The organism is Pusillimonas minor (assembly GCF_014237865.1).
GTDB lineage: Bacteria > Pseudomonadota > Gammaproteobacteria > Burkholderiales > Burkholderiaceae_B > Neopusillimonas > Neopusillimonas minor.
The window spans coordinates 66,818-91,666 of the sequence record NZ_JACJUU010000007.1; the positions used below are offsets into that span (position 1 = coordinate 66,818).

19 protein-coding genes are annotated in these 24,849 nt (G+C 58.6%); 11 read left to right on the top strand and 8 right to left on the bottom strand.

Going from position 1 to position 24,849, the window contains the following annotated elements; genetic code table 11:
- Positions 1-37 precede the first annotated feature (37 nt).
- Positions 38-1,591, top strand: coding sequence for a murein biosynthesis integral membrane protein MurJ (gene murJ, locus GTU67_RS10050; RefSeq protein WP_185779941.1), 1,554 nt, complete (start codon positions 38-40; stop codon positions 1,589-1,591).
- Between the two features lie 100 nt (positions 1,592-1,691).
- Complete coding sequence (gene rpsT / locus GTU67_RS10055; protein ID WP_185779942.1) at positions 1,692-1,952, top strand: 30S ribosomal protein S20; 261 nt, start codon at positions 1,692-1,694, stop codon at positions 1,950-1,952.
- A gap of 246 nt (positions 1,953-2,198) precedes the next feature.
- Here the strand turns inward: rpsT and GTU67_RS10060 are convergent, their stop codons facing one another.
- Positions 2,199-2,498, bottom strand: coding sequence for a DUF3579 domain-containing protein (locus tag GTU67_RS10060; RefSeq protein ID WP_185780025.1), 300 nt, complete (start codon positions 2,496-2,498; stop codon positions 2,199-2,201).
- A 155-nt stretch (positions 2,499-2,653) separates the two neighbouring features.
- On the opposite strand from GTU67_RS10060, the gene argF reads away from it, so the two are divergent.
- Entirely contained in the window at positions 2,654-3,607 is a 954-nt protein-coding gene (argF, locus tag GTU67_RS10065; protein ID WP_185779943.1) for an ornithine carbamoyltransferase, read from the top strand.
- Between the two features lie 167 nt (positions 3,608-3,774).
- Here the strand turns inward: argF and argG are convergent, their stop codons facing one another.
- From argG to GTU67_RS10080, 3 genes are read right to left on the bottom strand one after another with little or no spacing between them, the layout of a single operon-like run.
- A complete protein-coding gene (argG, locus tag GTU67_RS10070) occupies positions 3,775-5,112 on the bottom strand; it encodes an argininosuccinate synthase (protein ID WP_185779944.1) in 1,338 nt (445 codons plus the stop codon).
- A gap of 60 nt (positions 5,113-5,172) precedes the next feature.
- Entirely contained in the window at positions 5,173-5,820 is a 648-nt protein-coding gene (locus tag GTU67_RS10075; RefSeq protein WP_185779945.1) for a nucleotidyltransferase family protein, read from the bottom strand.
- Positions 5,792-7,870 (bottom strand): methyl-accepting chemotaxis protein, encoded by a 2,079-nt coding sequence (locus GTU67_RS10080; RefSeq protein ID WP_185779946.1) that lies wholly within the window; start codon positions 7,868-7,870, stop codon positions 5,792-5,794. Before GTU67_RS10080 ends, GTU67_RS10075 begins: the two co-directional genes overlap by 29 nt.
- A 266-nt stretch (positions 7,871-8,136) precedes the next feature.
- On the opposite strand from GTU67_RS10080, the gene codA reads away from it, so the two are divergent.
- Positions 8,137-9,435 carry a cytosine deaminase gene (codA, locus tag GTU67_RS10085; RefSeq protein ID WP_185779947.1) on the top strand — a complete coding sequence of 433 codons (1,299 nt, stop codon included), beginning with the start codon at positions 8,137-8,139 and terminating at the stop codon, positions 9,433-9,435.
- Between the two features lie 55 nt (positions 9,436-9,490).
- Here codA and GTU67_RS10090 read toward each other — a convergent pair whose 3' ends face one another.
- Entirely contained in the window at positions 9,491-10,273 is a 783-nt protein-coding gene (locus tag GTU67_RS10090) for an EcsC family protein (protein WP_185779948.1), read from the bottom strand.
- Positions 10,274-10,485: 212 nt separating this feature from the next.
- Between GTU67_RS10090 and GTU67_RS10095 the strand changes: the two genes are divergently transcribed.
- From GTU67_RS10095 to GTU67_RS10110, 4 genes are read left to right on the top strand one after another with little or no spacing between them, the layout of a single operon-like run.
- Positions 10,486-11,607, top strand: a complete 1,122-nt coding sequence (locus GTU67_RS10095) for an ABC transporter ATP-binding protein (RefSeq protein ID WP_185779949.1) — start codon at positions 10,486-10,488, stop codon at positions 11,605-11,607.
- A gap of 2 nt (positions 11,608-11,609) precedes the next feature.
- Positions 11,610-12,677 (top strand): ABC transporter substrate-binding protein, encoded by a 1,068-nt coding sequence (locus GTU67_RS10100; RefSeq protein ID WP_185779950.1) that lies wholly within the window; start codon positions 11,610-11,612, stop codon positions 12,675-12,677.
- Between the two features lie 21 nt (positions 12,678-12,698).
- The gene (locus tag GTU67_RS10105) at positions 12,699-13,934 is read left to right on the top strand and encodes an ABC transporter permease (RefSeq protein ID WP_185779951.1); all 1,236 of its coding nucleotides are present in this window, start codon (positions 12,699-12,701) and stop codon (positions 13,932-13,934) included.
- A gap of 7 nt (positions 13,935-13,941) precedes the next feature.
- Positions 13,942-14,796 (top strand): ABC transporter permease, encoded by an 855-nt coding sequence (locus GTU67_RS10110; protein WP_185779952.1) that lies wholly within the window; start codon positions 13,942-13,944, stop codon positions 14,794-14,796.
- 30 nt (positions 14,797-14,826) lie between these two features.
- On the opposite strand, the gene GTU67_RS10115 is transcribed toward GTU67_RS10110, so the two are convergent.
- The 3 genes from GTU67_RS10115 to phrB all read right to left on the bottom strand — a co-directional run bounded on the left by GTU67_RS10115 (position 14,827) and on the right by phrB (position 22,538).
- Complete coding sequence (locus GTU67_RS10115; protein ID WP_185779953.1) at positions 14,827-18,426, bottom strand: response regulator; 3,600 nt, start codon at positions 18,424-18,426, stop codon at positions 14,827-14,829.
- Positions 18,427-18,430: 4 nt separating this feature from the next.
- The gene (locus GTU67_RS10120; protein WP_185779954.1) at positions 18,431-21,025 is read right to left on the bottom strand and encodes a PAS domain-containing hybrid sensor histidine kinase/response regulator; all 2,595 of its coding nucleotides are present in this window, start codon (positions 21,023-21,025) and stop codon (positions 18,431-18,433) included.
- A 70-nt stretch (positions 21,026-21,095) separates the two neighbouring features.
- Positions 21,096-22,538 (bottom strand): deoxyribodipyrimidine photo-lyase, encoded by a 1,443-nt coding sequence (phrB, locus tag GTU67_RS10125; protein ID WP_185779955.1) that lies wholly within the window; start codon positions 22,536-22,538, stop codon positions 21,096-21,098.
- A gap of 144 nt (positions 22,539-22,682) precedes the next feature.
- Between phrB and GTU67_RS10130 the strand changes: the two genes are divergently transcribed.
- The 3 genes from GTU67_RS10130 to GTU67_RS10140 all read left to right on the top strand — a co-directional run bounded on the left by GTU67_RS10130 (position 22,683) and on the right by GTU67_RS10140 (position 24,589).
- Positions 22,683-23,243 (top strand): thermonuclease family protein, encoded by a 561-nt coding sequence (locus GTU67_RS10130; protein WP_185779956.1) that lies wholly within the window; start codon positions 22,683-22,685, stop codon positions 23,241-23,243.
- Positions 23,244-23,324: 81 nt separating this feature from the next.
- Positions 23,325-24,347, top strand: a complete 1,023-nt coding sequence (locus GTU67_RS10135) for an LLM class flavin-dependent oxidoreductase (RefSeq protein WP_185779957.1) — start codon at positions 23,325-23,327, stop codon at positions 24,345-24,347.
- 2 nt (positions 24,348-24,349) lie between these two features.
- Complete coding sequence (locus tag GTU67_RS10140) at positions 24,350-24,589, top strand: DUF3820 family protein (protein ID WP_093971280.1); 240 nt, start codon at positions 24,350-24,352, stop codon at positions 24,587-24,589.
- Positions 24,590-24,849: the final 260 nt, after the last annotated feature.

Below are 24,849 nucleotides of genomic sequence, written 5' to 3' on the forward strand. Positions count from 1 at the left end.
CTTTGGGGCTAAAGCACTACATGTACACGTCATCCCTATGAGCCTGATACGGTCAGCCGCAACCGTCAGCAGCTTTACCCTGCTATCGCGAATCACTGGTCTGGTTCGCGATATTTTTATTGCCAGTTCATTTGGCGCAGGCCCACTGACCGACGCCTTCTGGGTGGCGTTCCGTATTCCCAACCTGTTGCGTCGCCTGTTCGCTGAAGGCGCGTTCGCACAGGCCTTTGTCCCGATTCTGGGTGAGGCCAAAAACAATCACCCGCCCGACACCGTCCGTCAATTGCTTGACCGGGTTGCGCTATTGCTTACTGCGGCACTCATGCTGGTCACGCTGCTGGGGATGCTGGCCACCCCGTGGGTCGTCAGCGCCATGGCCAGCGGCATGCGGGTTGCCTCAAAGCACGCCGAATTCGAGGCCGCCGTCTGGATGACCCGGCTGATGTTCCCCTACATCATTTGCATGTCGCTCGTGGCCTTTGCCTCGGGGGTACTGAATACCTGGCGCCGGTTCGCCGTGCCCGCATTTACGCCAGTGCTGCTGAACGTCGCCATGATTCTGGCCAGCGTGTTTCTGGTGCCCTTGTTTGAAACCCCCATCTATGCGCTGGCTGTCGGGGTCATAGCGGGCGGTATTGCCCAACTGACCGTGCAGTGGGTTGCCTTGGCCAGGCTGGGGCTGACACCGCGGTTTTCTCTAAAATTGCGCTCGGCGGCGCAAGACCCCACCGTCAAGCGCATCATGCGGCAAATGCTGCCGGCCATTCTGGGGGTCTCGGTCGCCCAGATCTCACTACTCATCAACACGAATATCGCCACCTGGCTAACCTCGGGCAGCGTCACCTGGCTTTCATTTGCCGATCGCCTCATGGAGTTCCCGACCGCGCTGCTGGGGATCGCACTGGGCACCGTATTGCTGCCCAGCCTGTCGGCGGCGCATGCGGCCAAAAACGGCAACGATTACAGCAACCTGCTGGACTGGGGCTTGCGACTGGTCATTTTGCTGGGCATGCCCGCCGCCCTGGGCATGGCACTGCTGGCCGAAGGCCTCGTCGCCACTTTGTTTCATTACGGGGCTTTCACGGCCGGCGACGTCGCCCAAACCCGCCTTGCCGTCATGGCTTATTCGGTCGGCCTGCTGGGTTTGCTGTCCATCAAAATTCTTGCGCCCGGCTTTTACGCCAAGCAAGACATCAAGACCCCGGTCAAAATTGCCATTCTGGTGTTGGTCCTGACCCAACTCTTCAACCTGGCCTTTGTGCCGCTATTTGCACATGCAGGTCTTGCGCTGTCTATTGGGTTGGGCGCCACCGTCAATGCCCTTTTGCTGCTGGTGTTGCTATGCCGCAAGGGCGTTTACCAACCCCGGCCCGGCTGGTTCAAGTTTTTTGCGCGTGTTGTACCGGCGCTGCTGGCCCTGGGGCTGGTGTTAATGCTGGCCAACCAGCACATCGACTGGATCGCACCCGACCATGCCTACCTGCGGGCCGTGTGGCTGGGTGCTGTTCTGGCCGCAGCGGGCGTCGCCTACTTCGCAACGTTGTTTGTGTGTGGATTTCGCCCACGGCACTTTACAAAAAAGGCCTTGTAAGATAGAATCTTGGTCTTTGCTAATTAAACAGCTGCAATAAGCGTTGGGTAGGTGTACCACCCAGGCCTTTGGCGGCATTCACTGTAAAATAAATATCACTATGGCTAACACCGCACAAGCTCGCAAACGCGCCCGCCAATCGGTTGCGCTCAATAAACACAATTCCAGCCTGCGCTCTATGCTGCGCACGTCTATCAAGCGCGTTCGCCAGGCCATCGAAGCCGGCGACAAAGCTGCCGCCACCGAAGTGCTGCGCAAAACCACCAGCATCATCGACCGCGTTGCCGACAAAAACATCATTCACAAGAACAAGGCTGCCCGTCATAAAAGCCGTCTTGCCGCTGCTGTTAAAGCAATCTAATTTCTGCAGTGGTTTAATTGGCAAAATTGCCGGGGTAGCTTATTGCTACCAGCAATAAAAAATCGGGGCGCCTGTGGCGCCCTGTTTTTTTTGGGCTTATTTCCTTTACGCCCGTTTTTCACGCCTTTTGCTGTCGCCAGTTACCTATAACGCTTGCGCGGTTATTTACGCCAAACCGCTAAATTTTGACCGTTATTACGCGTGCGCCACAAGTCAATCAAGTCTTAGGGTCGTAAAAAAGCCCGGCTAGTCCGGGCGTTCGGGCGGTGCTTGCCGCTCTTGGGTTTTTAGCTGGTTACTTTTGGCAAAGTCGCAAACAAAAGCCCAGGCTAACGGTTCCAGGTCTCGGAGCCGGTGATCGACAACGACGCACCTGACCCCGTCTAGATATGTGGGCACCACATAAGGCGAATACGTAAGCCGGTTACCCCGCATACCGGGCGGACGAAACTGCGACATGACCCCGGCAAGCCGTTCAGCCCAGTCGCTGGGACGAAACCGCTGGCCGGTTTCGGTAATGCCGAAAATAATTAGCTGCTGCACGATTCTGACAAAAGATTATTTACGGCGTGATTGTACCGCGTTAAACCGGTTGCCGCAGCGCACACTGTCCGCCGGGCTGCCAAATCAAGCCCATGCAGCAGGTCGCGAAAATTGTTTATCATAGACAGCTTAAATCCGTACTCTCATCAAGGTTCACGATGTCCAACGTAACGTCCAACGCAACTACGCAAGCCGGTCCTTTGCGCCACTTCCTGCAGTTCAAAGACTTCACGCCCGACGAAATCGAATACGTACTCGACCGCGCACGCCTTATCAAAGACAAGTTCAAGCGTTACCAGCCGCATCACACCTTGCACGACCGGACGCTGGCCATGGTTTTCGAGAAAGCCAGCACACGGACACGCGTTTCGTTTGAGGCCGGCATGTACCAGCTTGGCGGGTCGGTCATTCACCTCACCACGGGCGACTCCCAACTGGGTCGCTCCGAGCCCATCGAAGACACCGCTCGCGTGGTGTCACGCATGGTCGATGTGGTCATGATCCGCACCTTCGAACAAACCCGCATCGAGCGCTTTGCCGCGCACTCACGGGTACCGGTTATCAATGGCCTGACCAACGAATATCACCCTTGCCAGATCCTGGCCGACATCCTCACCTTCATCGAGCACCTGGGCCCCATACGCGGTAAAACTGTCGCCTGGATCGGCGACGCCAACAATATGTCGTATACATGGTTGCAAGCGGCAGAACTGCTGGGCTTCACGTTGCATGTGTCAACGCCCAAGGGGTACGAACTCGACCCGAAACTTATTGGCAACCCGCCCGCCCACATCCTTAAAATCTTTGCCGATCCCATCGACGCCTGCCGTGGCGCTCATCTGGTTACCACCGATGTCTGGACCAGCATGGGTTACGAAGATGAGAACGACGTGCGTCGCAAAGCCTTTGCCGACTGGTGTGTAGATACCGACATGATGTCGGTGGCCGACCCCAAAGCCATTTTCATGCACTGCCTGCCAGCCCACCGTGGCGAAGAAGTTACCGCCGAAGTCATCGACGGGCCTCAAAGCGTCGTCTGGGACGAGGCCGAAAACCGGATGCACGTCCAAAAAGCGCTTATGGAGTTCTTGCTGCTGGGCAAAGTCGCCTGAACCCAGACCGCGTGATGGCTAACAAAAAAGCCCGGGGTGTAAACACCCCGGGCTTTTTTTATGACGATACTGCCTAAAAAACGATACTGCCTACGAACGATAGTGCCTGACAACGATACTACCTGCAGGCAATACTGCCAGGGCCAGGCCTGCCCCTGGCAGTACCCTTACTTTTTAGTAGCGTCTTGCAAAACAGGCACGCCGTCGCCTTTTGAAGACGACAACAAGCCAACCTGCGTGTACGTGCGCAGCTTGTCGCGTGTATCGACGATATCGAGATTACGCATTGTCAGTTGACCAATACGATCGCGTGGCGAGAATACCGATTCACCTTTTTCCATCGTCAGGCGATCGGGATGGTACGTCAGGTTAGGCGACGTGGTGTTCAGAATGGAATAATCGTTGCCCCGGCGCAGTTCAAGGGTGACTTCGCCCGTAACAGCAGCGGCAACCCAACGCTGGGCAGCTTCGCGCAGCATGATGGCTTGCGGGTCGAACCAGCGGCCCTGATAAAGCAGGCGACCCAGCTTGCGGCCGTTCTCGCGGTATTGTTCGATGGTGTCTTCGTTGTGAATGCCGGTGACCAGGCGCTCGTAAGCAATAAACAGCAAGGCCAGGCCGGGGGCTTCGTAAATGCCGCGGCTCTTGGCTTCGATGATACGGTTTTCAATCTGGTCGCTCATGCCCAGGCCATGACGCCCACCAATGGCATTGGCTTCCATAAGCAGCTCGACTGCGCTGCCGAACGTTTTGCCGTTAAGGGCCACGGGCTGGCCTTCTTCGAAGCGAACTGTCACTTCTTCGGCCTTGACCTGGACGTCGTCACGCCAAAACGCTACGCCCATAATGGGCTGGACGATCTTGATACCGGAACTGAGATGCTCGAGATCTTTGGCTTCGTGAGTGGCGCCCAACATATTCGAGTCTGTGGAGTAGGCTTTCTCGGCCGACATTTTGTAGTCGAAACCATGCTGGCGCATGTACTCGGACATTTCGGCACGCCCGCCCAGCTCGTCGATAAACACCTGGTCGAGCCAGGGCTTGTAAATTTTAAGCTCGGGGTTGGTTAACAGGCCGTAGCGATAAAAACGCTCGATGTCGTTGCCTTTGTAGGTACTGCCGTCGCCCCAGATATTGACGTCGTCTTCTTTCATGGCGGCAACAAGCATGGTGCCGGTAACCGCGCGGCCAATGGGCGTCGTATTGAAATACGTGACACCCGCCGTGGTTACATGGAAAGCGCCGCTTTGCAAGGCGGCAATGCCTTCGGCCACCAACTGCGGGCGGCAATCGATCAGGCGTGCCTTTTCGGCGCCGTATTCCAGGGCGCGCTTGGGGATGGCGTCGTAATCGGGTTCGTCGGGCTGCCCCAGGTTGGCCGTATACGCGTAAGGGACTGCGCCTTTTTCACGCATCCACAACAGTGCGGCGCTGGTGTCCAGGCCACCCGAAAAAGCAATGCCGACCTTCTGGCCGACCGGAACGTTTTGAAGAATTGTGGTCATTGAATGGTTGCCCGAAACAAAGCTGTAAAAGGTGAAATTCTACACTGTATGCCCATGGCGCTACAGCAACGGCGACATCCCCATGGGCACAAGGTCGTCGGGCTGATCGACATCGCGCAAGATGCCGGCATGATCGACAGCGACCCGCACGCGAGCGTGCAAGTTGGACTGGATGATCCGGCGCGCGCCCTCGTCGCCCTGCACCGCTTGTAAAGCAGCGCGCCATGACGCCCCCCACAACACCGGGTTGCCCGGCCGGCCTTCGAAAACAGGCTGGAAAAACTGTGTGGCGGCCAGTGCCGGGTCGGTGCGAGCCGCCCCCGCATAGGCCTGAACCAATGCATTGATAACGTCGGTATCTACCTGGGGCATATCGCCCAACATGATCAGCACGGGCGAATCGGGTGGTGCAATGTGCGCGGCCACCCTGACCGACGCCGCCAGCCCTTCTGGAAAATGCGGGTTATCGGCGAACTCGACCGGCAAGCCGGCCAGCGCCTGGCGGATGGCATCGGACTGATACCCCAGCACAATAACAACGCGTTGGCACAACGAGGCCAGGGCCTGGCTGACGATGTGGCGCAGCATGGGCTGCCCCTGATACGGCAACAGCAGCTTATTGTGCGCCCCCATGCGCCGGCCAAGGCCGGCCGCCAGTACGACGGCCGTTACCGGAAATTTACCCTGCAAGTCGGGGGGTGGGCTCATGGGCGTGTTGCGACATATCGATGACCCGGGCTGCCGAATCGATCACGGCATCACGTTTAAGTTTAAACACGGCCACCGCCTGTGCCAAGTGCTGCACCTGGGTTTCGAGCGAAGCCGCGGCCGACGCAGCTTCTTGCACCAGCGCCGCATTTTGCTGCGTGACGTCGTCCATTTGCACAACGGCCATATTGATTTGATCGATACCGCTGGACTGCTCGTTGGACGCCGACGAGATTTCGGCCATGATGTCGGTGACGCGCTTGACCGAGGTTACGATGTCGGTCATGGTGTCGCCCGCTTTTTTAACCTGCAATGAACCGGCCTGCACCCGGCCTACCGAATCGTTAATAAGGTTTTTGATCTCTTTGGCGGCGTCGGCGCTGCGCAATGCCAGGCTGCGCACCTCGCCCGCGACCACGGCAAAGCCCTTGCCCTGCTCGCCCGCACGGGCGGCCTCGACAGCCGCATTTAACGCCAGGATATTGGTCTGAAACGCAATGCCTTCGATGACCGTCACGATATCGGAAATTTTGCCGGAGCTGGCGGAAATGTCATCCATGGTGGAAACGACCTGGCCCACCACTTCGCCGCCCTTCACGGCCACATCGGACGCCGTACGCGCCAACTGATTGGCCTGGATGGCATTGTCGGCATTTTGCTTGACGGTAGAGGCCAGCTGTTCCATGCTGGCGGCCGTTTCTTGCAACGATGCCGCCTGCTGCTCGGTGCGGCTGCTCAGGTCGGTATTGCCACTAGAGATCTGCGCCGCACCAACGCTGATTTCTTCGACGCTTTGGCGAACGGCCAACACCGTGCTGCTTAACGCATTCTGCATTTGCTTCAGGCTGTCGAACAGCGCGTGCACCTCGCTTTTAGAACGTGCGGGCACGGGCGGCAGTTCGGCGCTCAGGTCGCCCTGGCCCACCCGCTGCATGGCGGCAATCATTTGGCGCACGGGGCGCAAGGTAGCCGCGGCGCGCCAGCCCACCAGCAACGCAATCAGCAACGCCCCGACCAGCATAATAATCAACTGCAATTTCAGGTCTTCACGGCTGTCGGCCATAAACTGTTCGCTCTCGCCTTTGGCAAACAGCAACCAGTTCCAGTTTTCAACCGATTGCCAGGCCATCAGGGCTTCGCCGCCGTCCATTTGCAGGGCAACGCGCGAAAACCCGCTAGGCTGGGTGAAATGCTTGCTAAGTTCGACTTCGTCTTCGGCGGGGTAGCGCGATGCCAGATCGGCACCCGCCATCGCCCCACCACCAGCAACGTAACGCCACTTGCTGCCGTCGCCGGTTTTTTCAAGAATAGCAACCGAACCGAAGTCGGCTACTTTTTGTGTGGCGACCCAGGCCAGTAGGTTCTGGACATCGGCGTCGACGTTGACACGCACGGTGAGGCCACCAAATACGTTGCCGTCAGGGGTAACCAACGACCGAATGGCCATCGCGTACCACTGCCCGTTACGTTGCACCAGACCGGTGTAATCTTGCCCTTCGTCAAGCGTGCGCGCCAGGAAATCGTTGGGAGCGATAACGCTACCAATACGCGGCTGGCCGTTGTCGTCTTTGAGCAACGTGGCCGCGCGGGCCCATTTGTCGCCCACCTTTACGATAATGGCCGGGTCAGCGCCCGTCATGCGGTTGATTTCTTCAAGCACCGCCGTATCGCCGTTAACCGTGATACCGCCGGCTTCGATGCGCGGCGCGTAACCGATTTCGCCGGTGAACGCGTCTGAATTACCCAGGGTAGGCTCGCCACCCAACGCATCGATAAAGGTGGGCATCAGGTCGGACGCGCGACGCGAGGCCGAACGGAAGACCAGCTGCAAAGACTGGTCGACGGCGCTTAGGGCGGACTCCATCTCGCTCTGGACGGCGGCCCGGGCATTGTTCTGGCTTTGCCAGCCTACCACCGCCGCCACAATGGCCATGACCGCCAACGTGGACAACAGCGCCGAAAATACAACCCGAAACGCCAGACTTTGACGACTGAACCAGCCTGTGCCGACATTGACCTTTTTGCTATGCTTTGTCTTGCTGCTTGCCATGATGTTGTTCCGCGCCAATTAAAGCGACCTGATGTTAAAAAGATTGCAGGATAGTAACCGGGCGTGACCTTTGATAAACGTCAAATACGAGCAAGAAAACCGTCGTATTCTTTATTTTTCAAGAATTTAAGGGTAAACACTTAGAGTTTGAGCCCTCTTTCGCACCGACTCAAATACGCGCATACACTTGAATTTCACCGCCGTCTTGATGCGACAGGCTCCCACAAACCAGGCGCGCCGATGTGCTCACCCCAAGGACAACGCCCATGAAGATTTCCAACGCACAATTGCATGGCCAAAACGGCTTTTGGGACATTGAGCTGGCCCAAGGGGTCATCAAAACCGTAACCCCGGCCAACCGCGCCAGGCAAGAATCGTTACCCGCCCTTGCCGAGCAGCTCGACGCAACTCACATCAACGCTCAAGGCGCACTGGTCATTCCGCCTTACGTCGAGCCGCATATCCATCTTGATGCCACACAAACAGCGGGCCAACCCCGATGGAATCAGTCGGGCACTTTATTCGAGGGGATCGCCTGCTGGGCAGAACGCAAGGCGCAACTTACCATCAACGACGTCAAGCAGCGCGCCTGGCACACGCTTAAATGGCAAATCGCAAACGGCATTTTGCATGTCCGGACCCACGTCGACGTGTCCGACCCCTCACTCACCGCCCTTAAAGCCATGCTCGAGGTACGCAGCGAAATCGCTCCGTGGCTCGACCTGCAAATCGTCGCCTTCCCCCAAGAGGGGATATTGTCCTACCCCAATGGCGAAGCGTTACTCGAAGAGGCCCTGAAGATGGGCGCTGACGTTGTCGGCGCCATTCCTCACTTCGAATTCACACGCGAATATGGTGTTGAGTCGCTGCACAAGGCGGTGGCGCTGGCCTGCCGCTACGACCGGCCGGTTGATGTGCACTGCGACGAAACCGACGATGAGCAGTCTCGGTTTCTTGAAACCCTGGCCATGCTCGCTCATCGTGAAGGCCTGGGGGCCCACGTCACGGCCAGCCACACCACGGCCATGCACAGCTACAACGGCGCCTACACCTCGCGCCTGATGCGTCTGCTGGCCCTGTCAAAAATCAATTTTGTTTCAAACCCGCTGGTGAATATCCACTTGCAAGGTCGATTCGACACATACCCGAAGCGGCGCGGACTGACACGGGTAGACGAACTGCTGGCCCATGGCCTGAACGTATGCTTCGGGCATGACGACGTGTTCGACCCCTGGTACCCATTGGGTACCGGCAACTTGCTTCAGGTGCTGCACATGGGCATGCATGCCACACAAATGCTGGGGTACGAGCAACTTGAACAAGGGCTTGACCTGGTGACGCGTAACGCTGCCATTACGCTGGGCCTCGAACACTATGGGCTGGCGCCGGGCAATGCCGCAAACCTGGTGATTCTGCCGGCCCGCAGCGGGTTCGATGCCTTGCGAAGACAAGTCCCCGCGCAATACGTTATTCGACAAGGCAAAGTGGTTGCCCACACCCAGCCTGCGCAAACACAGATCTGGCTGGGTAACGCAGAACCCGTCGATTACGGCCAAATGCGCTAACACAACAGCGCCAACTTAAGGTTGCGCACCCCGACCGGGCCGGCACCGACCAACGTCAGACGCAAAGGTTGTCATAGGCTTCGCGCACGGCCTCGACACCATACTGGCGCTCAAGCCGGCGCACAATAAAATGCCCCCGCGCCATGTCCTGGAAGTGATTCATGAACAGCGTATTAATCGCCGCGCCGCCGGCGGCGCCAATGGCCGGAATGGCCTGTGCGGCGGCCTTTTCGGTCACCTGAATACCGAAGCGCTTGGCCACCCGGGCAATCAGCTTGACCATCATCGGGGCGCCCTGGTCTGCCAGACCCTTTTCAGCGATGTATTTGCCCGCCTCAGTAACCGACTGGGCCAGGGCGGCGCGCACGGCAAAGTAACCGCTTTCGGCACTGTCGTCGACCGCCGTCTTGCCGCCCAGCGCAAACACCTCGATGCACGCGCGCCGCGTGTCTTCGCTGGAAATTGATTCACCGTGACTGCGTGCGATGTCGGCCACAGACCGCAGCATAATCGTGGTCGATACCGGCAGCTCGATGGCAATGGCGCCCAAGCCAAAAAAACCCCCGACCCCACCGGACACCGCCACGCCCACCTTGTGCCAACGGTTCGAGGGCGTGCGACCCGGCTGGTCTCGTAAGGTGTACAACGCCGCATTGGCCGCCTGGGTTAACGCCTTTTGGGTTACGTCACCAATATGGCGCGACCACGACGCCGGCAAACGGGCCAGGCCCTTTTCGATGGGCATGCCAATAACACCCGTAATGCGAGACGCCAAACCGGGGTGTTCGAGCAAATTTTTAGCCTGTTGCAAATCGGCGAGATCGTCTGGAGCGAGCATAAGGGCTAAGGGTTTGATGCATAAACGCATAGCTTAGCCCACGCACTGCGTTGATGCCAAAGCAACCCGCCACCGCCCCGTCATTAACGCTATGGCGAACATCCGCGGGCAAACACCGTTGCCCTGCAAAAAGCACCGGTGCTATCCTGCAGGCAATCCTTTACCCGAACGACTCACGCAGCCCGGCGCGCGTCGCGCCACCAGGACCGCCGATGCCCGTCACACCAGACTCGTCCAGCCCCTTTCTACGTTTTACCCACGTTAAAAAAACCTACGACCAGAAAACACTGGTGGTCAGGGACTTTTCGCTTGATGTCAGGCAAGGTGAGTTTGTTACGCTGCTTGGGCCGTCGGGGTCTGGGAAAACAACGGTGCTGATGATGCTGGCCGGCTTTGAGCATGTCACCAGCGGGACGATTTCAATACAAGGGCAGCCCATCAACCAGACACCGCCCTATCAGCGCAATATTGGCGTCGTCTTTCAGAACTACGCCCTGTTCCCGCACATGACGGTAGCCGAAAACCTGGCCTACCCGTTATCGATACGCAAGCTGGGCAAGGCCATTATTAAAGAAAAAGTTGCGCGGTACCTGGACCTGATTGAATTGCCCGGTCAGGCCCACCGCTACCCAGACCAGTTGTCTGGCGGCCAGCGTCAACGGGTGGCCCTGGCGCGCGCCCTTATTTTTGAGCCCGCTCTGGTGCTGATGGATGAACCCCTGGGCGCCCTGGACAAAAAACTGCGCGAGCAAATGCAGTTTGAAATTACCCGCCTGCACCGACAGTTGGGTTTTACCGTGGTTTATGTTACCCACGATCAGGTCGAAGCCCTGACCATGTCTGACCGGATTGCCGTCTTCAACCAGGGCGTGGTGCAGCAGTTTGCAGCGCCCAGCGCACTGTACGAACAACCGGCCAATGCATTTGTCGCGGGCTTTATCGGCGAAAACAATCTGATCCCGGCGACAGTCAGCCACTTTCATGCCCGGACGATCTGCGCGACACTGTCAACAAGCCCCATAAATGCCCGCAACGGCAATTGCACACCCGCAGACCGCCAATGCCTTGTTGCAGTGCGCCCTGAAAAAATCGCGGTGCAACCCGGCGCATCAAACCACGATAATCGCGTCACAGCCCAATTCATCACCCGTCATTATGTAGGCGACTTCATCCGCGATTACTTCGTGCTGCCCACGGGCCAAAAACTTGCCGTCAAGACGCTTAACGATGCACGGGCGCAGGTTTTCTCAGAGGGGCAGCCGGTTGAACTTGGCTGGATGGCCGACGACTGTTTTGCCTTTAAACCCGATTCACCCCTGACAGAAGGAGCGTAGCAATGAGCAAGACTTTAACCACCCTGGCGGGTGCCGCGCTGGTCGCGGGCCTGACCTTCAGCCAAATCGGCGCCGCTCAACAAAGCCTGACGGTTGTCTCTTTTGGTGGCGCGTATGGCGCCACCCAGAAAAAGCACCAGATTGACCCGTACGCCCAGGCTACGGGCACCCGCATTTTGCTCGAAACCTACGCCGGCGGGGTTGCCGAGATGAAAGCCCAGGTCGATGCCGGCAATGTCCAATGGGATGTCGTTGACATCGAAAGTATTGACCTGGAGCGCGCATGCGCCGAGGGCTTGCTTGAGGTGATCCCGCGCGACATCTTGTTGCCCGGCGACGATGGCACGCCGGCCGCGCAAGACTTTGTCCCTGCCACGCTTGAAAACGAGTGCGGCGTCGGGCTGATGCTCTGGGCAACCGTATTTGCCTACAACGAAAACACCATAGGTGCGGTCAAGCCCGACCGCCTCGAAGACCTGTTCGACCTGAAGAAAATTCCCGGCAAACGTGCCTTGCGCAAGCGTCCGCAGGTCAATCTGGAATGGGCGCTGCTGGCCGACGGCGTCAAACGTGAAGATGTCTATAAAGTACTGGCTACCCCGGAAGGCCAGGCGCGGGCCTTTGCCAAACTCGACACCATTAAAAAAGACGTTATCTGGTTTGACAGCTGGTCGCAGGCGCCGCAGCTTCTTAACGACGGCGGCGCGGTCATGGTGCAATCTGCCAACGGCCGTTTCTACGATGCCATTGCCCAGGAAAACAAACCCTTCATCATGGTTTGGGATGACAGCCTGTTTGACATGGATGTATGGGCTGTTTTAAAGGGCACGCCCCGTAAAGACGAGGCGTTCAAGTTTATTGCCTGGACCACCTCAACCAAACCGGTAGCGGGGTTTCAGGACGTAGCCTACGGCCCCGCCCGCAAATCATCGCAGGCCCTGGTCGACCCGAAAGTACTGCCGTACTTGCCCACAACCCACCTTGAGCACAGCCTGAAGGCCGACAGTGTGTTCTGGGCCGACTACGGCGAAATACTGGGGGAAAAGTTCAACGAGTGGCTCTTGAAATAAACCCGGCAACACGATTACGCCATGACTGACACCCTGGAACCGGCCGCGCTGGCGGCCGAACGCAAAGCCCGATTGCGCCGCCGGCGCAATAACCTGCTGCTGGTTCTGCCCCTGTTGTTGTTCATTGCGTTTTCTTTTGTTGCCCCGATTTCAAGCATGCTGTATCGCAGCGTGTACAACCCCACGCTGGTCGAGCTCATTCCGCGAACGATCAGCGCTTTGGTTGAATGGCGCAACGACAAAACGCCACCGCCACACACCCTGAACACCTTCAGCGTCGAGCTCCAGCAACTGGCCCAGACCCGGCAGTCGGGCCGACTGGCCGCCGCCATCAACCGGGCCCAACCTGGTGCAAGCAGTCTGGTCAATGCAACGGCACGGCAATTACGCGCCGTCAACCCCGACACCCTCGCGCTTGACGGCGCCCGCTATCTGACCCAGGCCGATCCGCGTTGGGGCGACCCAGCACTCTGGCACGCCATCAAACGGCTCGGGGCCCCCTACCATGTCGACAACTTCCTGACGGCACTCGACCTTGAACGCACAACCGACGGCGCCATACAAGCCCGCACATCGGCCCGTATTTACCTGGCGCTGTACGCCAAAACATTGGGTATGGCTCTGGTCATTACGCTGCTGTGTGCGGCGCTGGGCTACCCCGTGGCGTATTACCTGGCCCATGCCCCCAGGCGCAAAGCAGGTGTACTGCTGGCGCTGGTGCTCTTGCCTTTTTGGACATCACTACTGGTGCGCACCACCGCCTGGATCGCAATGCTGCAAACCAATGGTGTGGTCAACGCCCTGTTACAGGCCGCCGGCCTGATCGATCAGCCCCTGGAGATGCTCTATACGCGCTTTGCCACCATTATCGCCATGACGCATATTTTGCTGCCTTTCATGATTCTGCCTCTTTACAGTGTCATGCGTGGCATCAATCCCGGCTACGTCAGGGCGGCCTTGTCATTGGGCAGTTCGCCCTGGTCGGCCTTTTGGCGGGTTTACTGGCCGCAATCCGTTCCCGGGCTCACCGCCGGCGTTTTACTGGTCTTTATTATTTCGGTGGGCTACTACATTACGCCTGCCCTGGTGGGCGGCACCGACGGCCAAATGATTTCCAACCTGATCGCCTTTCATATGCAGCAATCGAACAACTGGGGCCTTGCTGCTGCGCTGGGTGCGTTATTGCTGGCCCTGATCACCGTACTGTACTGGCTATACGACCGGCTGGTCGGCGACCGCAACATGACGCTGGGCTAATCGCACAATGAGCCATCGTATTCATTACCCGCTGCCACATACACTGGGCCGACTTGCGCTCAAGCTGCTAGCCTGGGGCGTACTGTTTTTTCTGGTCCTCCCCTTGTTGGTCGTCGTTCCGCTGTCATTCAACGCCGAACCCTTCTTCAGTTTTACCGACGGCATGCTGCGCCTGGATCCGCAAGCCTATTCGCTTAAATGGTACGGCGCCATTTTCGACAGCCCCGAATGGCTGCTGGCCATTCGCAACAGTATTGTGGTTGGCGTGTGCGCCACCGTGCTGGCCACCGTGCTGGGTACGCTGGCCGCACTGGGTTTGGCCAGCCCCGACATGCCGTTTCGGCGCGCCATCACGGCCTTACTGCTCTCGCCCATGATTGTCCCGCTCATTATTGTCGCCGCGGGCATGTTCTTTTTTTACGCGCGCTTCAATCTGGTGGGCAGTTATACCGGCGTCATCATCGCCCATGCGGCACTGGGCGTGCCGTTTGTCATTATCACGGTCACCGCAACGTTAAAGGGCTTCGACACATCGCTGTACAAAGCCGGGCTCAGCCTGGGTGCCTCGCCGGCCCGCGCATTTCGTGACATCACCCTGCCCATCATCAAGCCGGGCGTCATTGCGGGCGCCCTGTTTGCCTTCGGCACCTCGTTCGATGAAATTGTTCTGGTCCTGTTCCTGGCCGGCCCCGAACAAACCACGATCCCGCGGCAAATGTTCTCGGGCCTGCGCGAACAACTGAACCCCACCATTCTGGCCGTGGCCTCGCTGCTTATCTTTTTGTCGGGGGCCCTGCTGTTAGCCCTGGCCCTGTTAAAGCGCCAACGCGCCGGGCGCCGCCCAAGCAGGGTCTTGTCGTAACCAAAGTCTTGTCGTAACAGCGGGCGGCCCCTACATCGCAACGATACGGTTGCGGCCCTGCCGCTTGGCCTCGTAAAGCGCCAGGTCGGCCTGCTGAAACAACGCTGCCGCGTCGGCAGGGTCTTGCAACACCATGGCAGTGCAACCTACGCTAATACTGACATGTGGTGCAACCGGCGAGAATTCGTGCGGCAAAGCCAACTGGCGTAGGGCATCGCATAAACGCTGGGCCACGGCGCGGGCCTGACCAAGATCGGTTTCCGGCAAAATGGCCGCAAATTCTTCTCCCCCATAACGCGCCAACAAATCGCCTGGGCGGCTCACGGCCTTGCGCAGCGCGGCCGCCACCTTGATCAGGCACTCATCGCCGCGGCCGTGACCATAGTTGTCGTTGTAAGGCTTGAAGTAATCAATATCGATCATCAGAAGGGCCATGGGCAAGCCATTACGACTTAGCCGGCTGGCTTCGCGGGCCAAAGTCAGGTCAAAGCTGCGGCGGTTGGCAATTTGGGTAAGCCCGTCGATATGCGACATTTCCTCGAGCATGTCAGCCTTGGCCTTGAGCCGCACCTGATTGCGGATACGCGCCCGCACAATAGGCAGATGAAACGGCTTGGTAATGTAGTCGACAGCCCCCAAATTGAGCCCTTGCTCTTCCTCGACGGCCTCGGTCAGGGCGCTGACAAAGATGATCGGAATCGACTGGGTCGCCGGATTATTCTTCAGGGCACGACACACCGCGTAACCGTCCATACCCGGCATCATGATGTCCAGCAGGATCAAATCGGGCGGGTGGTCGCCCTGCGCAATGGCCAGCGCCTTCTCACCCTTACCCGCAACCTGAATGACGTAGTCATCTTTCAAATAGTTGGCGAGCATTTTTACATTGGCAGGAACATCATCGACAATCAGCAAGGTCTTGCGCTCGTCGCCGGGTGCACTCATGACGGCATGCTCGGCAGGCCGTTCGGGCGTGGCCTCGAGCCACGCCGCCAGCACCTCGCTCAGGGTCTGGACATCGAACGGCTTGCCCAAATGGGCGTCCATGCCTGCCGCCAGGGCCCGGTCAAGGTCTTCTACCAGCCCGGCTGCCGTCATGGCAATAATGGGCACAGCGGCATCAAGACTTCTGATCTGTCGCGCCGCCTCGTAGCCATCCATTACCGGCATCTGGATATCCATAAGGACCACATCAAACTGACCTTCTTTAAAACATTCAACAGCTTCGACGCCGTTGGCCGCCGAAACTGCGTGCAGCCCCAGCCGCGCCAGCTGCGATAACGCCACTTCAAGGTTAATCTCGTTATCGTCTACAACCAACACCCGCTGTCCGGCAAACCGGTTGGCAACAATTGCGGGCGTTTCGTCGTGCGCAGACCGACGCAATTGCTCGAACATATCGCGCAGCCGCGTGCGCAAAACCGGTTTGGGCAATACGGGGAAATCATCCTCCGGCAGCATGCTGGCCTGGGCCAGGGCTTCGGTACCCGCAAGCACCAGCCAGGGCTCGGCCTTGTTGCTGGCGCGGAACAAATGACGCAAGCGACGCAAAGTGTTCAGGCCTGTCAGCGGTGTCAATGACCAGTCGACAACCACGATGTCGTAGGTAAGGTCGGCCTCAAGCCGGGCCGAAACCAGGTCAAGCGCCTGATCACCACTTTCGGCCGTATCGACAACAGCCTCCCAGGCCAACAACAACTCTGTCAATGCCTCTCGCGCAAGCGCATCGTCTTCAACCACCAGAACACGGCACGGCGCCGACCTGCAAAGTGGTTGATCGGAGATACCCTGTGTTGCCGACTCAAGTGAAAAAGTCAGATCGAAACTGAATTGCGTGCCTTCGTTAAAGCGGCTCCGCGCATTGATACCGCCACCCCCCATCAGTTGCACCAAAGCCTGACTGAGCGGCAACCCCAACCCTGCCCCGCTATGGCGCCGCGTGTTGGACGAATCCAGTTGGGAAAAGGGCTCAAACAAATAAGGCAACTGGTCAGTCTCGATACCCGGGCCGCTATCCGAGACGTCGAACCGAAGCCAGGCCTGTTTGCCTTCAAGCCGAATCAGTCTGACGCTGGCGGCGACATGGCCCTGCTCGGTAAACTTCACGGCGTTGCCCACCAGCTTCATCAACACCTGGGCCAGCCGCAACGGATCGCCCATCAGACCGGCAGGTATCGCTGGGTCGACACGAAGCACCAATTCAAGGCGTTTGTCGGATGCCGGGCGCGCAAACATGGCAGCCAGTTGCTCGAAAACATCATCGACCTGAAACGGCTGCAGCGTAATCTGTAGATCACGGCTGTCCAGCCGCGAGTAGTCCAGAATGTCGTCGACCATCAGCAGCAATGCCCTTGCCGCCTGCCGAACCTGTTCGGTACGCCGATGCTGCAATGCCGACTGCGACTCGCCCAATTGCAGATCGGCCATACCGATGATGGCATTCAGGGGCGTACGCAATTCATGGCTCATGTTAGCCAAAAAGGCCGATTTGGCATGGTTCGCGGCATCGGCTTGCGCCTTCGCGTCGCGCAATTCAAGGTTCTGATGCGCCTGATGGCCCATCAAACGGTTGAATGCGTGCACCAGCTGACCCACCTCGTCGGGTTTGACGACCTCAAGCATCGTTGACTCGCGCGTCCCCTCGATCATGGCTTGTACGTCGGTTGCCGCGACCTCAAGCGGTCGAAGCTGGCGGCGGATATACACGGCCACGCAAACGCCCGCCCCAATCGCCAGGAGACCTGTCAGCAACGCCAGCTTCAGTAATAAAGCATGTACCGGCGCCAGGGCAAGATCGGCAGGCAAGGTATGTACGACCAACCAGTCCATCATTTTCAGCGGACGCGCCGAATAAATAACCTGCTCGCCCAATGCAGACCGGGCCACCCCCTGCAAATGCCCTGCTTTTATCTGCGACACCAGCCCGTTTTCGTGCAGGGCATCGAGGGGCTGTAGTGCCAGTTCGGACAGGGTTGAGGCCACAACCACCTTGCGCTCAAGATCGAGCACAAACAATTGGCCGCCATGGTTCAGTTGCTTGGTTGATACCTGGGTCAGCAGGTTGTCGCGAGTCAGCCGGGTAACGCCAAACACCATACCCAGCAGGCGGCCGTCGCCCGACAGAATGGGAACAGCAATCACAAATACCGGCTCGGGGGTCGCGCCACCGATGACCGGCGGCGAAACCACCGGCACCTTGTCGCGCAACACACGCTGAAAATGATCACGACCGGACAGGTCACGGCCGACGCGACCGGGCAATGTGGGGGAGTCGATCAGCACCACCCCATTCGCGTCGGTAACCACCAGCCCGTTATTGAACGCCGAACGCAACATGACCCGACTGTCGAGCGCGACGCGCAATTCGGCAACGTCGCGCAGCGCATTGCCGTTGTGCAGCAGCTGCGCAAAAACAACCAACGCCTCCCGGCGATCGGCCAGCCCCTGGTCAATACGTTCTGCCACAAGGTCGGTTGTCGACTCTTCGTGAGCCAGCAACTGCGCGCGGTTGTCTTGATAAACAAAATAGCCGACCAGCAGCAAAGCACCCAGCGCAGCGACACCAATGACCCACAACATGGCCAGTGTCAGCCGCCGTACCAGCGAGGACTTGACGGGTAATGCCAGCATCGCGCTACCCCGCCTCCAGCTCACTACGCAGGGCCGCCAACGCCTCGGCCGCGGCATCAAAATCCAGACCATCAAGTGCAGACTCAAGTGGCGGCCAGAACGTCTGCCGCAACGACGTCGGCAAACACGCAGCAATGTCGACCAGCGTTTCCTCACTGATGAACTGGCTGGACGCTATCGCGACCGACAAAGCCTGTAACCTGGCGGCGAGCGGCCGGGTATCTATCGGTCCGGCATTGAGCGAACGCCCGTCTGCAGGTTTATCCGGGTCTGCAAGGTAAGTCGTTATCTGGTCCGACAACTGCAACCGCAAGGTTTCAAAGGTATCGATCAGCGTCGGGGCGGGTACTTTGCGCTGTTTCAGGTGCCGGTCAATATCACCGGCCAGTGCAGCCAGCTCTTCAAGGGCAAGGTTACCCGCCACCCCCTTCAGGCTATGCACAAGGCTTTGCGCAACAACAAACTCTGCCGCGGTGCTTTTGGCATCCAGCCCGCGCAAGGTTGCGGCCAGCCGCCCATAATGTCGATCGAGCTGGGCCAGAAACTGGGCAAGCAACTTTCGGTAAAGCGTCGCGTTTCCCATCAGGCGGCTGATGGCCGTCTGCGCATGAAGGTAATCGGTGCAGTCATCGCGCAGCAACGATGCGGCTGCCGGCTCGCTTGAACGGGCCGGACCAACGGCCCCATGACCCAACCAGCGAGCCAGCGTGTCATGCAAATCGGCCGGCTCAACCGGCTTGACCAGATACGCATCAAAACCCGCTGTCACACTGCGGGCGCGATCACTTTGCATCGAGGCCGCCGTCAGCGCAATCACCGGCACACTCAGGCCGCGCGCCCGCATACTGCGCGCAACAGCAAAACCATCGATATGCGGTAAACCGATGTCCAGAATCACGGCATCGAAGACCTGGGTATCGATCAACGTCAAGGCCTCGGGCCCGCTGGCGGCACACACAACAGACAACCCAAACTGGGCCAGCTGAGCCGACTCAATCTCCTGGCTGATCGGATCATCTTCAATCAGCAATACCCGCCCCGACAGTACAGGCGCTTGCACCGGGGCCAACGCCGTGTCGACCGGCTCTGGCAACGGTAGCTGACCACGCCGGAACGGCAACACAAAACTGAAGGTAGCCCCCTCCCCCGGACGACTGTCGACATGGATGTTGTCGCCGCCCATGGCCCGCACCAGACGCTGGGAAATAGCCAACCCAAGCCCCGAACCGCCATAGTCCCGGCTGATGGTACTGTCAGCCTGAATGAATGCCTTGAACAAACGATCGTGCTGATCGCCGGCAACACCTATTCCCGTGTCTGACACCGAAAACTTCAGCCACTCGGTATCGCCCTGCCGGCGTTCGATATCAACGTGAAGTTCAACGCCTCCATGCGCCGTGAACTTCAACGCATTGCTCAACAAGTTCTGCAACACCTGACGCAGGCGCAAATCATCGCCCTCGTAGACATTCAGGGCGACCTCATCGGCAAACGCCTTCAGGGTCAGGCCTTTGTCGTCGGCCAGGGGCTTGAACAAGCCCACGACCGCATTGACGACATTGGACGGCGAAAACGGACGCGACGCGATGTCCAGTTTTTGGGCGTCTATTTTTGACATGTCGAGCACGTTGTTAAGCAAGGTCAACAAGTGCCGGGCCGACTGGTTGATCTGGCGCAGTGTCTGGTGAAGCGCGGTGACCTCGGTGGCCTGAAGGCCCATCTGGCTTAAACCGATCAACCCCGACAACGGCGTGCGGATTTCGTGACTGAGGTGCGCCAGGAATAACGATTTCGCCTGATTCGCCATCTCGGCCTCTTGCCTGGCCTGCTCGACCGCGTGCTGTGCTTCGATCGTACTGTCTATCGGCACATGCGTGCCCATCATCACCAAGGGCCGCTGTTCGTCGTCGTAAGCAGTCACCTTGCCGCGCGACTCAAGCCAGGTCCAGTCTCCCGCTGCATTCTTCAGCCGAAACCCCGCCTGAAAGCTGTGATTGACATGCTTTAGCGGCCCCACCCGCGAAAAGGCCTCCGGCGCGTCATCGGGATGCATGAGCGACCTGAACACCTCGAGCGTCATGGAAAACGACTGCGGCGCGTATCCCAGCTGACTATAGGCCTCGTCAGACCAGCTGACCTCGTTGGTTTGAAGGTCCCAGCGCCAAAGCCCCGTGTTCGAGGCCTCCATGGTCAGACGAAAACTGGTCTGCATTTCGGCCAGTTCAGTCTCTTGTTGCTTTCGGGCTGTAATGTCGAAAATATAACCGTGCCAAAGCGTTGTGCCATCGTCGAGTCGCTGCGGGGTGGATTCGCCACTGACCCAACGCACAGGCTGCCCTGGGCAACAAACACGATACTCGGCCCGCCATAGTTCAAGCGTGCGTGCCGACGCCAGGATGCTTTCGCGAACCCGCGGTAAATCGTCAGGGTGCAGCAGCGCCAGCACTTTACTTGCATCGGCCACCACTTCTTCAGGGCTAACACCGTAAATGTCACGCATCCCCCCGCTGGCATAAGGAAACGCCATACGCCCGTCGGGATACATGATGAACTGATACAAGACACCGGGCACGTGGTCGGCCAAACGGTTCAACGGCATTAAAGACCCTGCTTATAAGTAGAGATATAAGCGGATTCTATTACACGGCGTGCAATCGGGCCCGGTGAACCTAGACTTTGAAGGCGTCGATGGCACGCAAACGCGTGGCCTTGAGGTCAACCATCATGTCGGGGTAGCCTCTCGCGCGACGGGCCACCGGCGACGGGTCGTGGATTTCGCGTGCAGGCAGGTCGGCGAGTTCGGGCAACCAATGCCTGATGAACCGGCCGTCAGGGTCGAATTTCTCGGACTGGCTGAGCGGATTGAACACCCTGAAGTAAGGCGCGGCATCGGCACCCGTCGAGGCACTCCATTGCCACCCGCCATTGTTCGAGGGAAAGTCACCGTCGATCAGGTGGCGCATAAAAAAGGCTTCACCCTGACGCCAGTCAATCAGCAAGTTCTTGGTCAGAAACATGGCGACGATCATGCGCAAGCGATTGTGCATCCAGCCGGTCGCCAACAGCTGACGCATCGCTGCGTCGATAACAGGCACACCGGTGCGGCCTTGCGCCCAGCGCTCGAACTCATCGGGCGCCTGGCGCCAGGCGACTTTTTCGGTTTCCGGGCGCATCGGCTTGCACATCGACAATTGCGGATAGGCCTGCATCAGGTGCCGGTAAAACTCACGCCAAAGCAATTCGTTCATCCAGGTCAAGGCCCCCCGGGCGCCCGAGTCGAGCTCGCCCTGGTTGGCACGGGCCGCCGCCACGAAACAGGTTCGGGGAGACAACAGCCCGGCGGCCAGATAGGGCGACAACTTGCTGGCCCCCTCGATGGCCGGATAATCCCGCTGATCGTGGTAGGCCGACAGGCCAGATTCAATGAACTGCGCCAGGCGCTCGTGCGCTGCATCGACAGAAGCCGGCCACAGTGTCGCCAGACGATCACGCATTTGGGTGTTCAAGTCACCGTAACCCGCACGGTCGATCAACGTTTCGGGGGTCTCCAGGCTCAAGATGGACGCAGGGGCCATCGGTTGACGTCGGGGCGCAGGCAAAACAACCGGCATGGCGGTTCGCAACCGTTCGCGACATGCCTTGGCAAACGGTGTAAACACGCGATAAGGCACGCCGGCGCCCGTCAGCACCGTACCCGGTTTAAGCAAAGTGGCATCATCAAAGCCCTCCATGACAATGCCATGCGCCTGCAAAAGACGATAGGTTGCCCGATCGCGCTGACGTTCATTAACACCAGACTCGCGATTGCAAAATACATGGCTCGCCTGTATTTTTTGGCAGAACTCGAGCATCGCCTGCGGGACATCAGCCCATTCTTGAACACATAGTCCCACCAGCAGAACGTTCAGGTCTGCGAGATCGGCATGCAAGGCCTTTAGCGCACGGCGCCAAAAATCCACCTTCACGGGCGCATCGTCGTGTTTGGCCCATTGCGACGGCGAAACCACATAAACACCCACTGTCGGCCCGACCGACATCGACGCAGTCAACGCGGCATGATCAGCCACGCGAAGGTCCGTTCGGAACCAGCACACCGAAATATTGTCTGACATAAAACACCTGCACGTTCACGGCCGCTCTCAGCCGCGATCAAATTACCGGGAAGCAACGATAATGCCACGTAACAACCGCCCAGTGCCGGCTACTCAGCAGACAACCGTTACACTAGAGGTTTAGATTCAGATTCAGACATTGTCATGTTCTCCGGGAAGCGACACAAAAAACAGGGCAAGATAACGGGCGCTCCGGCCCGTCTTGGCGCTGTTATTGCTGCGGTGGCAGCCGCATGGTTTGCCTACTCGCAAAACGGTTCCGCGGGTTCGACCGCAACGCCCGATACGCTAGTCTGCACCATCAGCAGCGTTCACGATGGCGACAGCCTGCGGGCCAGTTGCCCCGGCCAAAAAGACAGTCTCAAGGTCAGGTTGCACCAAATCGATGCCCCTGAGCTTGACCAGAAGCACGGGATTGCATCGCGCGACGTACTGCGCAATTTGTGTCGCCGGGGCGAGCCTGTCGAACTGGTTGTAACGGGCACCGACCAGTACGACCGTCTGCTGGCCGATGCCCGCTGCGCAGGTAAAGATGTTGCCACAACCATGGTGGCCGAAGGCGCCGCGTGGGTCTATGCCCAATATGTGCGCGACAAAACGCTGCTTTCGGTTCAAGAGCGCGCCCAAAGTGCCCGTGCCGGGCTCTGGAACGACAACGCCCCCACCGCGCCCTGGGAACACCGACGCGAACAGCGCCGCCAATAAAACCGGGGAGCCAATACGCTGCCACCCCACACGCATCGCAAACCCGACATTGTTTCGGCCCATTTACTAAGGTACCCACGCATGACCGCATATTCAATACTTGACCTGGTTCGCATCCGCGAAAACGGCAATGCAAAAATATCGCTGGACAACGCCCGCGACCTGGCCGCCCATGCCGAGAACTGGGGCTACACTCGGTTCTGGATGGCCGAACACCACAACATGCCCGGCATCGCCAGCGCCGCCACGTCTGTGGCCATTTGCCATGTTGCTGCAGGCACATCGCGTATTCGTGTCGGAGCGGGCGGCATCATGCTGCCCAATCATTCACCGCTGGTCATTGCCGAGCAGTTCGGCACGCTCGACGCCCTTTACCCGGGGCGTATCGACCTGGGTCTGGGCCGCGCACCGGGTACCGACCAGTTAACTTTACGCGCCTTGCGCCGTCACCCTGGCAGCGCCGACAGCTTCCCGCAAGACGTCCTTGAATTGCAAGCACTGCTGGGGCCAATCGAACCAGGCCAGCGCATCCGCGCCATTCCGGGCGCCGACAGCAATGTCCCGCTTTACATTCTGGGCTCCAGCACGTATGGCGCAGCACTGGCCGGCCAGTTCGGCCTGCCTTATGCGTTTGCCTCGCACTTTGCCCCCGACTACCTGTACACGGCCCTCGAAACCTACCGCTCCCGTTTCACGCCGTCTGAACAACAAAAAACACCCTACGCTACAGTGGGCGTCAATATTATTGTGGCCGACACCGACCACGAGGCCCAGCGCCTGGCCACGACCCAGCAAATGTCGATTACCCACCTGTTGCGCGGCGATCGCGGGCTTAGCAAACCGCCCATCGACGACATCGACACGTACTGGAGCATCGAAGAAAAGCGGCAGGCACAGCGCATGCTGGCCTGCTCGATTATCGGTTCGCCCGATACCGTCCGCGAGGGCATCAAGACATTGCTGGCACAAACAAAAGCCAACGAGCTGATGATTGTGTCAGATGTCTACGATCACGAACGCCGGCTTCGTTCCTATCAGCAGATCGCAGAGATCATGACGGCCCTAAATGAAACAACACACGCCGCAGCAGGCCAACCCGCGTAGCCATGAGCCCGGAAGACCTTGAAAAGCTGGTGAGCTGGACGATGCCCTTTGGCAAGTACAAGGGGCGGATACTGGCCGACCTGCCCGGCCACTACCTGAACTGGTTTGCCCGCGCCGGTTTCCCGCCCGGCGAAATCGGACGGTTGCTGGCCTTGCTGCAAGAAATGGACCACAACGGGCTCAAACCCCTGCTGAACCCGCTACGCTCGCGCCAACAAGCCAAGCCATCGCCCGGGTCTTAAAAAAGAAACTGCCAAGCGCACGCATTGTCTCTGCGCCCGGCAGCCTCACCCCTTAAAACCGGTAACGATCAAAGTCCCAGATACGCCTGTCGGACCCAGCCTACTTGATCAAAGACCGGCGTGAAATTTTCATGTTCATTCATTGCTCCCGTGGGTGGATAAATTCAAGACCGCTGACAAAATCTTGTTGATAGATCAGCTTGTTTCATAAGTGAAACGGCAATTTAATTATGGAATTGTGAGATGATATTATCCGAGTT

Bases quoted from the DNA above. Each gene is read 5' to 3' on its own strand.
- murJ (WP_185779941.1), top strand. From the start codon at position 38: ATGAGCCTGATACGGTCAGCCGCAACCGTCAGCAGCTTTACCCTGCTA.
- rpsT (WP_185779942.1), top strand. From the start codon at position 1,692: ATGGCTAACACCGCACAAGCTCGCAAACGCGCCCGCCAATCGGTTGCG.
- argF (WP_185779943.1), top strand. From the start codon at position 2,654: ATGTCCAACGTAACGTCCAACGCAACTACGCAAGCCGGTCCTTTGCGC.
- argG (WP_185779944.1), bottom strand. From the start codon at position 5,112: ATGACCACAATTCTTCAAAACGTTCCGGTCGGCCAGAAGGTCGGCATT.
- GTU67_RS10075 (WP_185779945.1), bottom strand. From the start codon at position 5,820: ATGAGCCCACCCCCCGACTTGCAGGGTAAATTTCCGGTAACGGCCGTC.
- GTU67_RS10080 (WP_185779946.1), bottom strand. From the start codon at position 7,870: ATGGCAAGCAGCAAGACAAAGCATAGCAAAAAGGTCAATGTCGGCACA.
- codA (WP_185779947.1), top strand. From the start codon at position 8,137: ATGAAGATTTCCAACGCACAATTGCATGGCCAAAACGGCTTTTGGGAC.
- GTU67_RS10090 (WP_185779948.1), bottom strand. From the start codon at position 10,273: ATGCTCGCTCCAGACGATCTCGCCGATTTGCAACAGGCTAAAAATTTG.
- GTU67_RS10095 (WP_185779949.1), top strand. From the start codon at position 10,486: ATGCCCGTCACACCAGACTCGTCCAGCCCCTTTCTACGTTTTACCCAC.
- GTU67_RS10100 (WP_185779950.1), top strand. From the start codon at position 11,610: ATGAGCAAGACTTTAACCACCCTGGCGGGTGCCGCGCTGGTCGCGGGC.
- GTU67_RS10105 (WP_185779951.1), top strand. From the start codon at position 12,699: ATGACTGACACCCTGGAACCGGCCGCGCTGGCGGCCGAACGCAAAGCC.
- GTU67_RS10110 (WP_185779952.1), top strand. From the start codon at position 13,942: ATGAGCCATCGTATTCATTACCCGCTGCCACATACACTGGGCCGACTT.
- GTU67_RS10115 (WP_185779953.1), bottom strand. From the start codon at position 18,426: ATGCTGGCATTACCCGTCAAGTCCTCGCTGGTACGGCGGCTGACACTG.
- GTU67_RS10120 (WP_185779954.1), bottom strand. From the start codon at position 21,025: ATGCCGTTGAACCGTTTGGCCGACCACGTGCCCGGTGTCTTGTATCAG.
- phrB (WP_185779955.1), bottom strand. From the start codon at position 22,538: ATGTCAGACAATATTTCGGTGTGCTGGTTCCGAACGGACCTTCGCGTG.
- GTU67_RS10130 (WP_185779956.1), top strand. From the start codon at position 22,683: ATGTTCTCCGGGAAGCGACACAAAAAACAGGGCAAGATAACGGGCGCT.
- GTU67_RS10135 (WP_185779957.1), top strand. From the start codon at position 23,325: ATGACCGCATATTCAATACTTGACCTGGTTCGCATCCGCGAAAACGGC.
- GTU67_RS10140 (WP_093971280.1), top strand. From the start codon at position 24,350: ATGAGCCCGGAAGACCTTGAAAAGCTGGTGAGCTGGACGATGCCCTTT.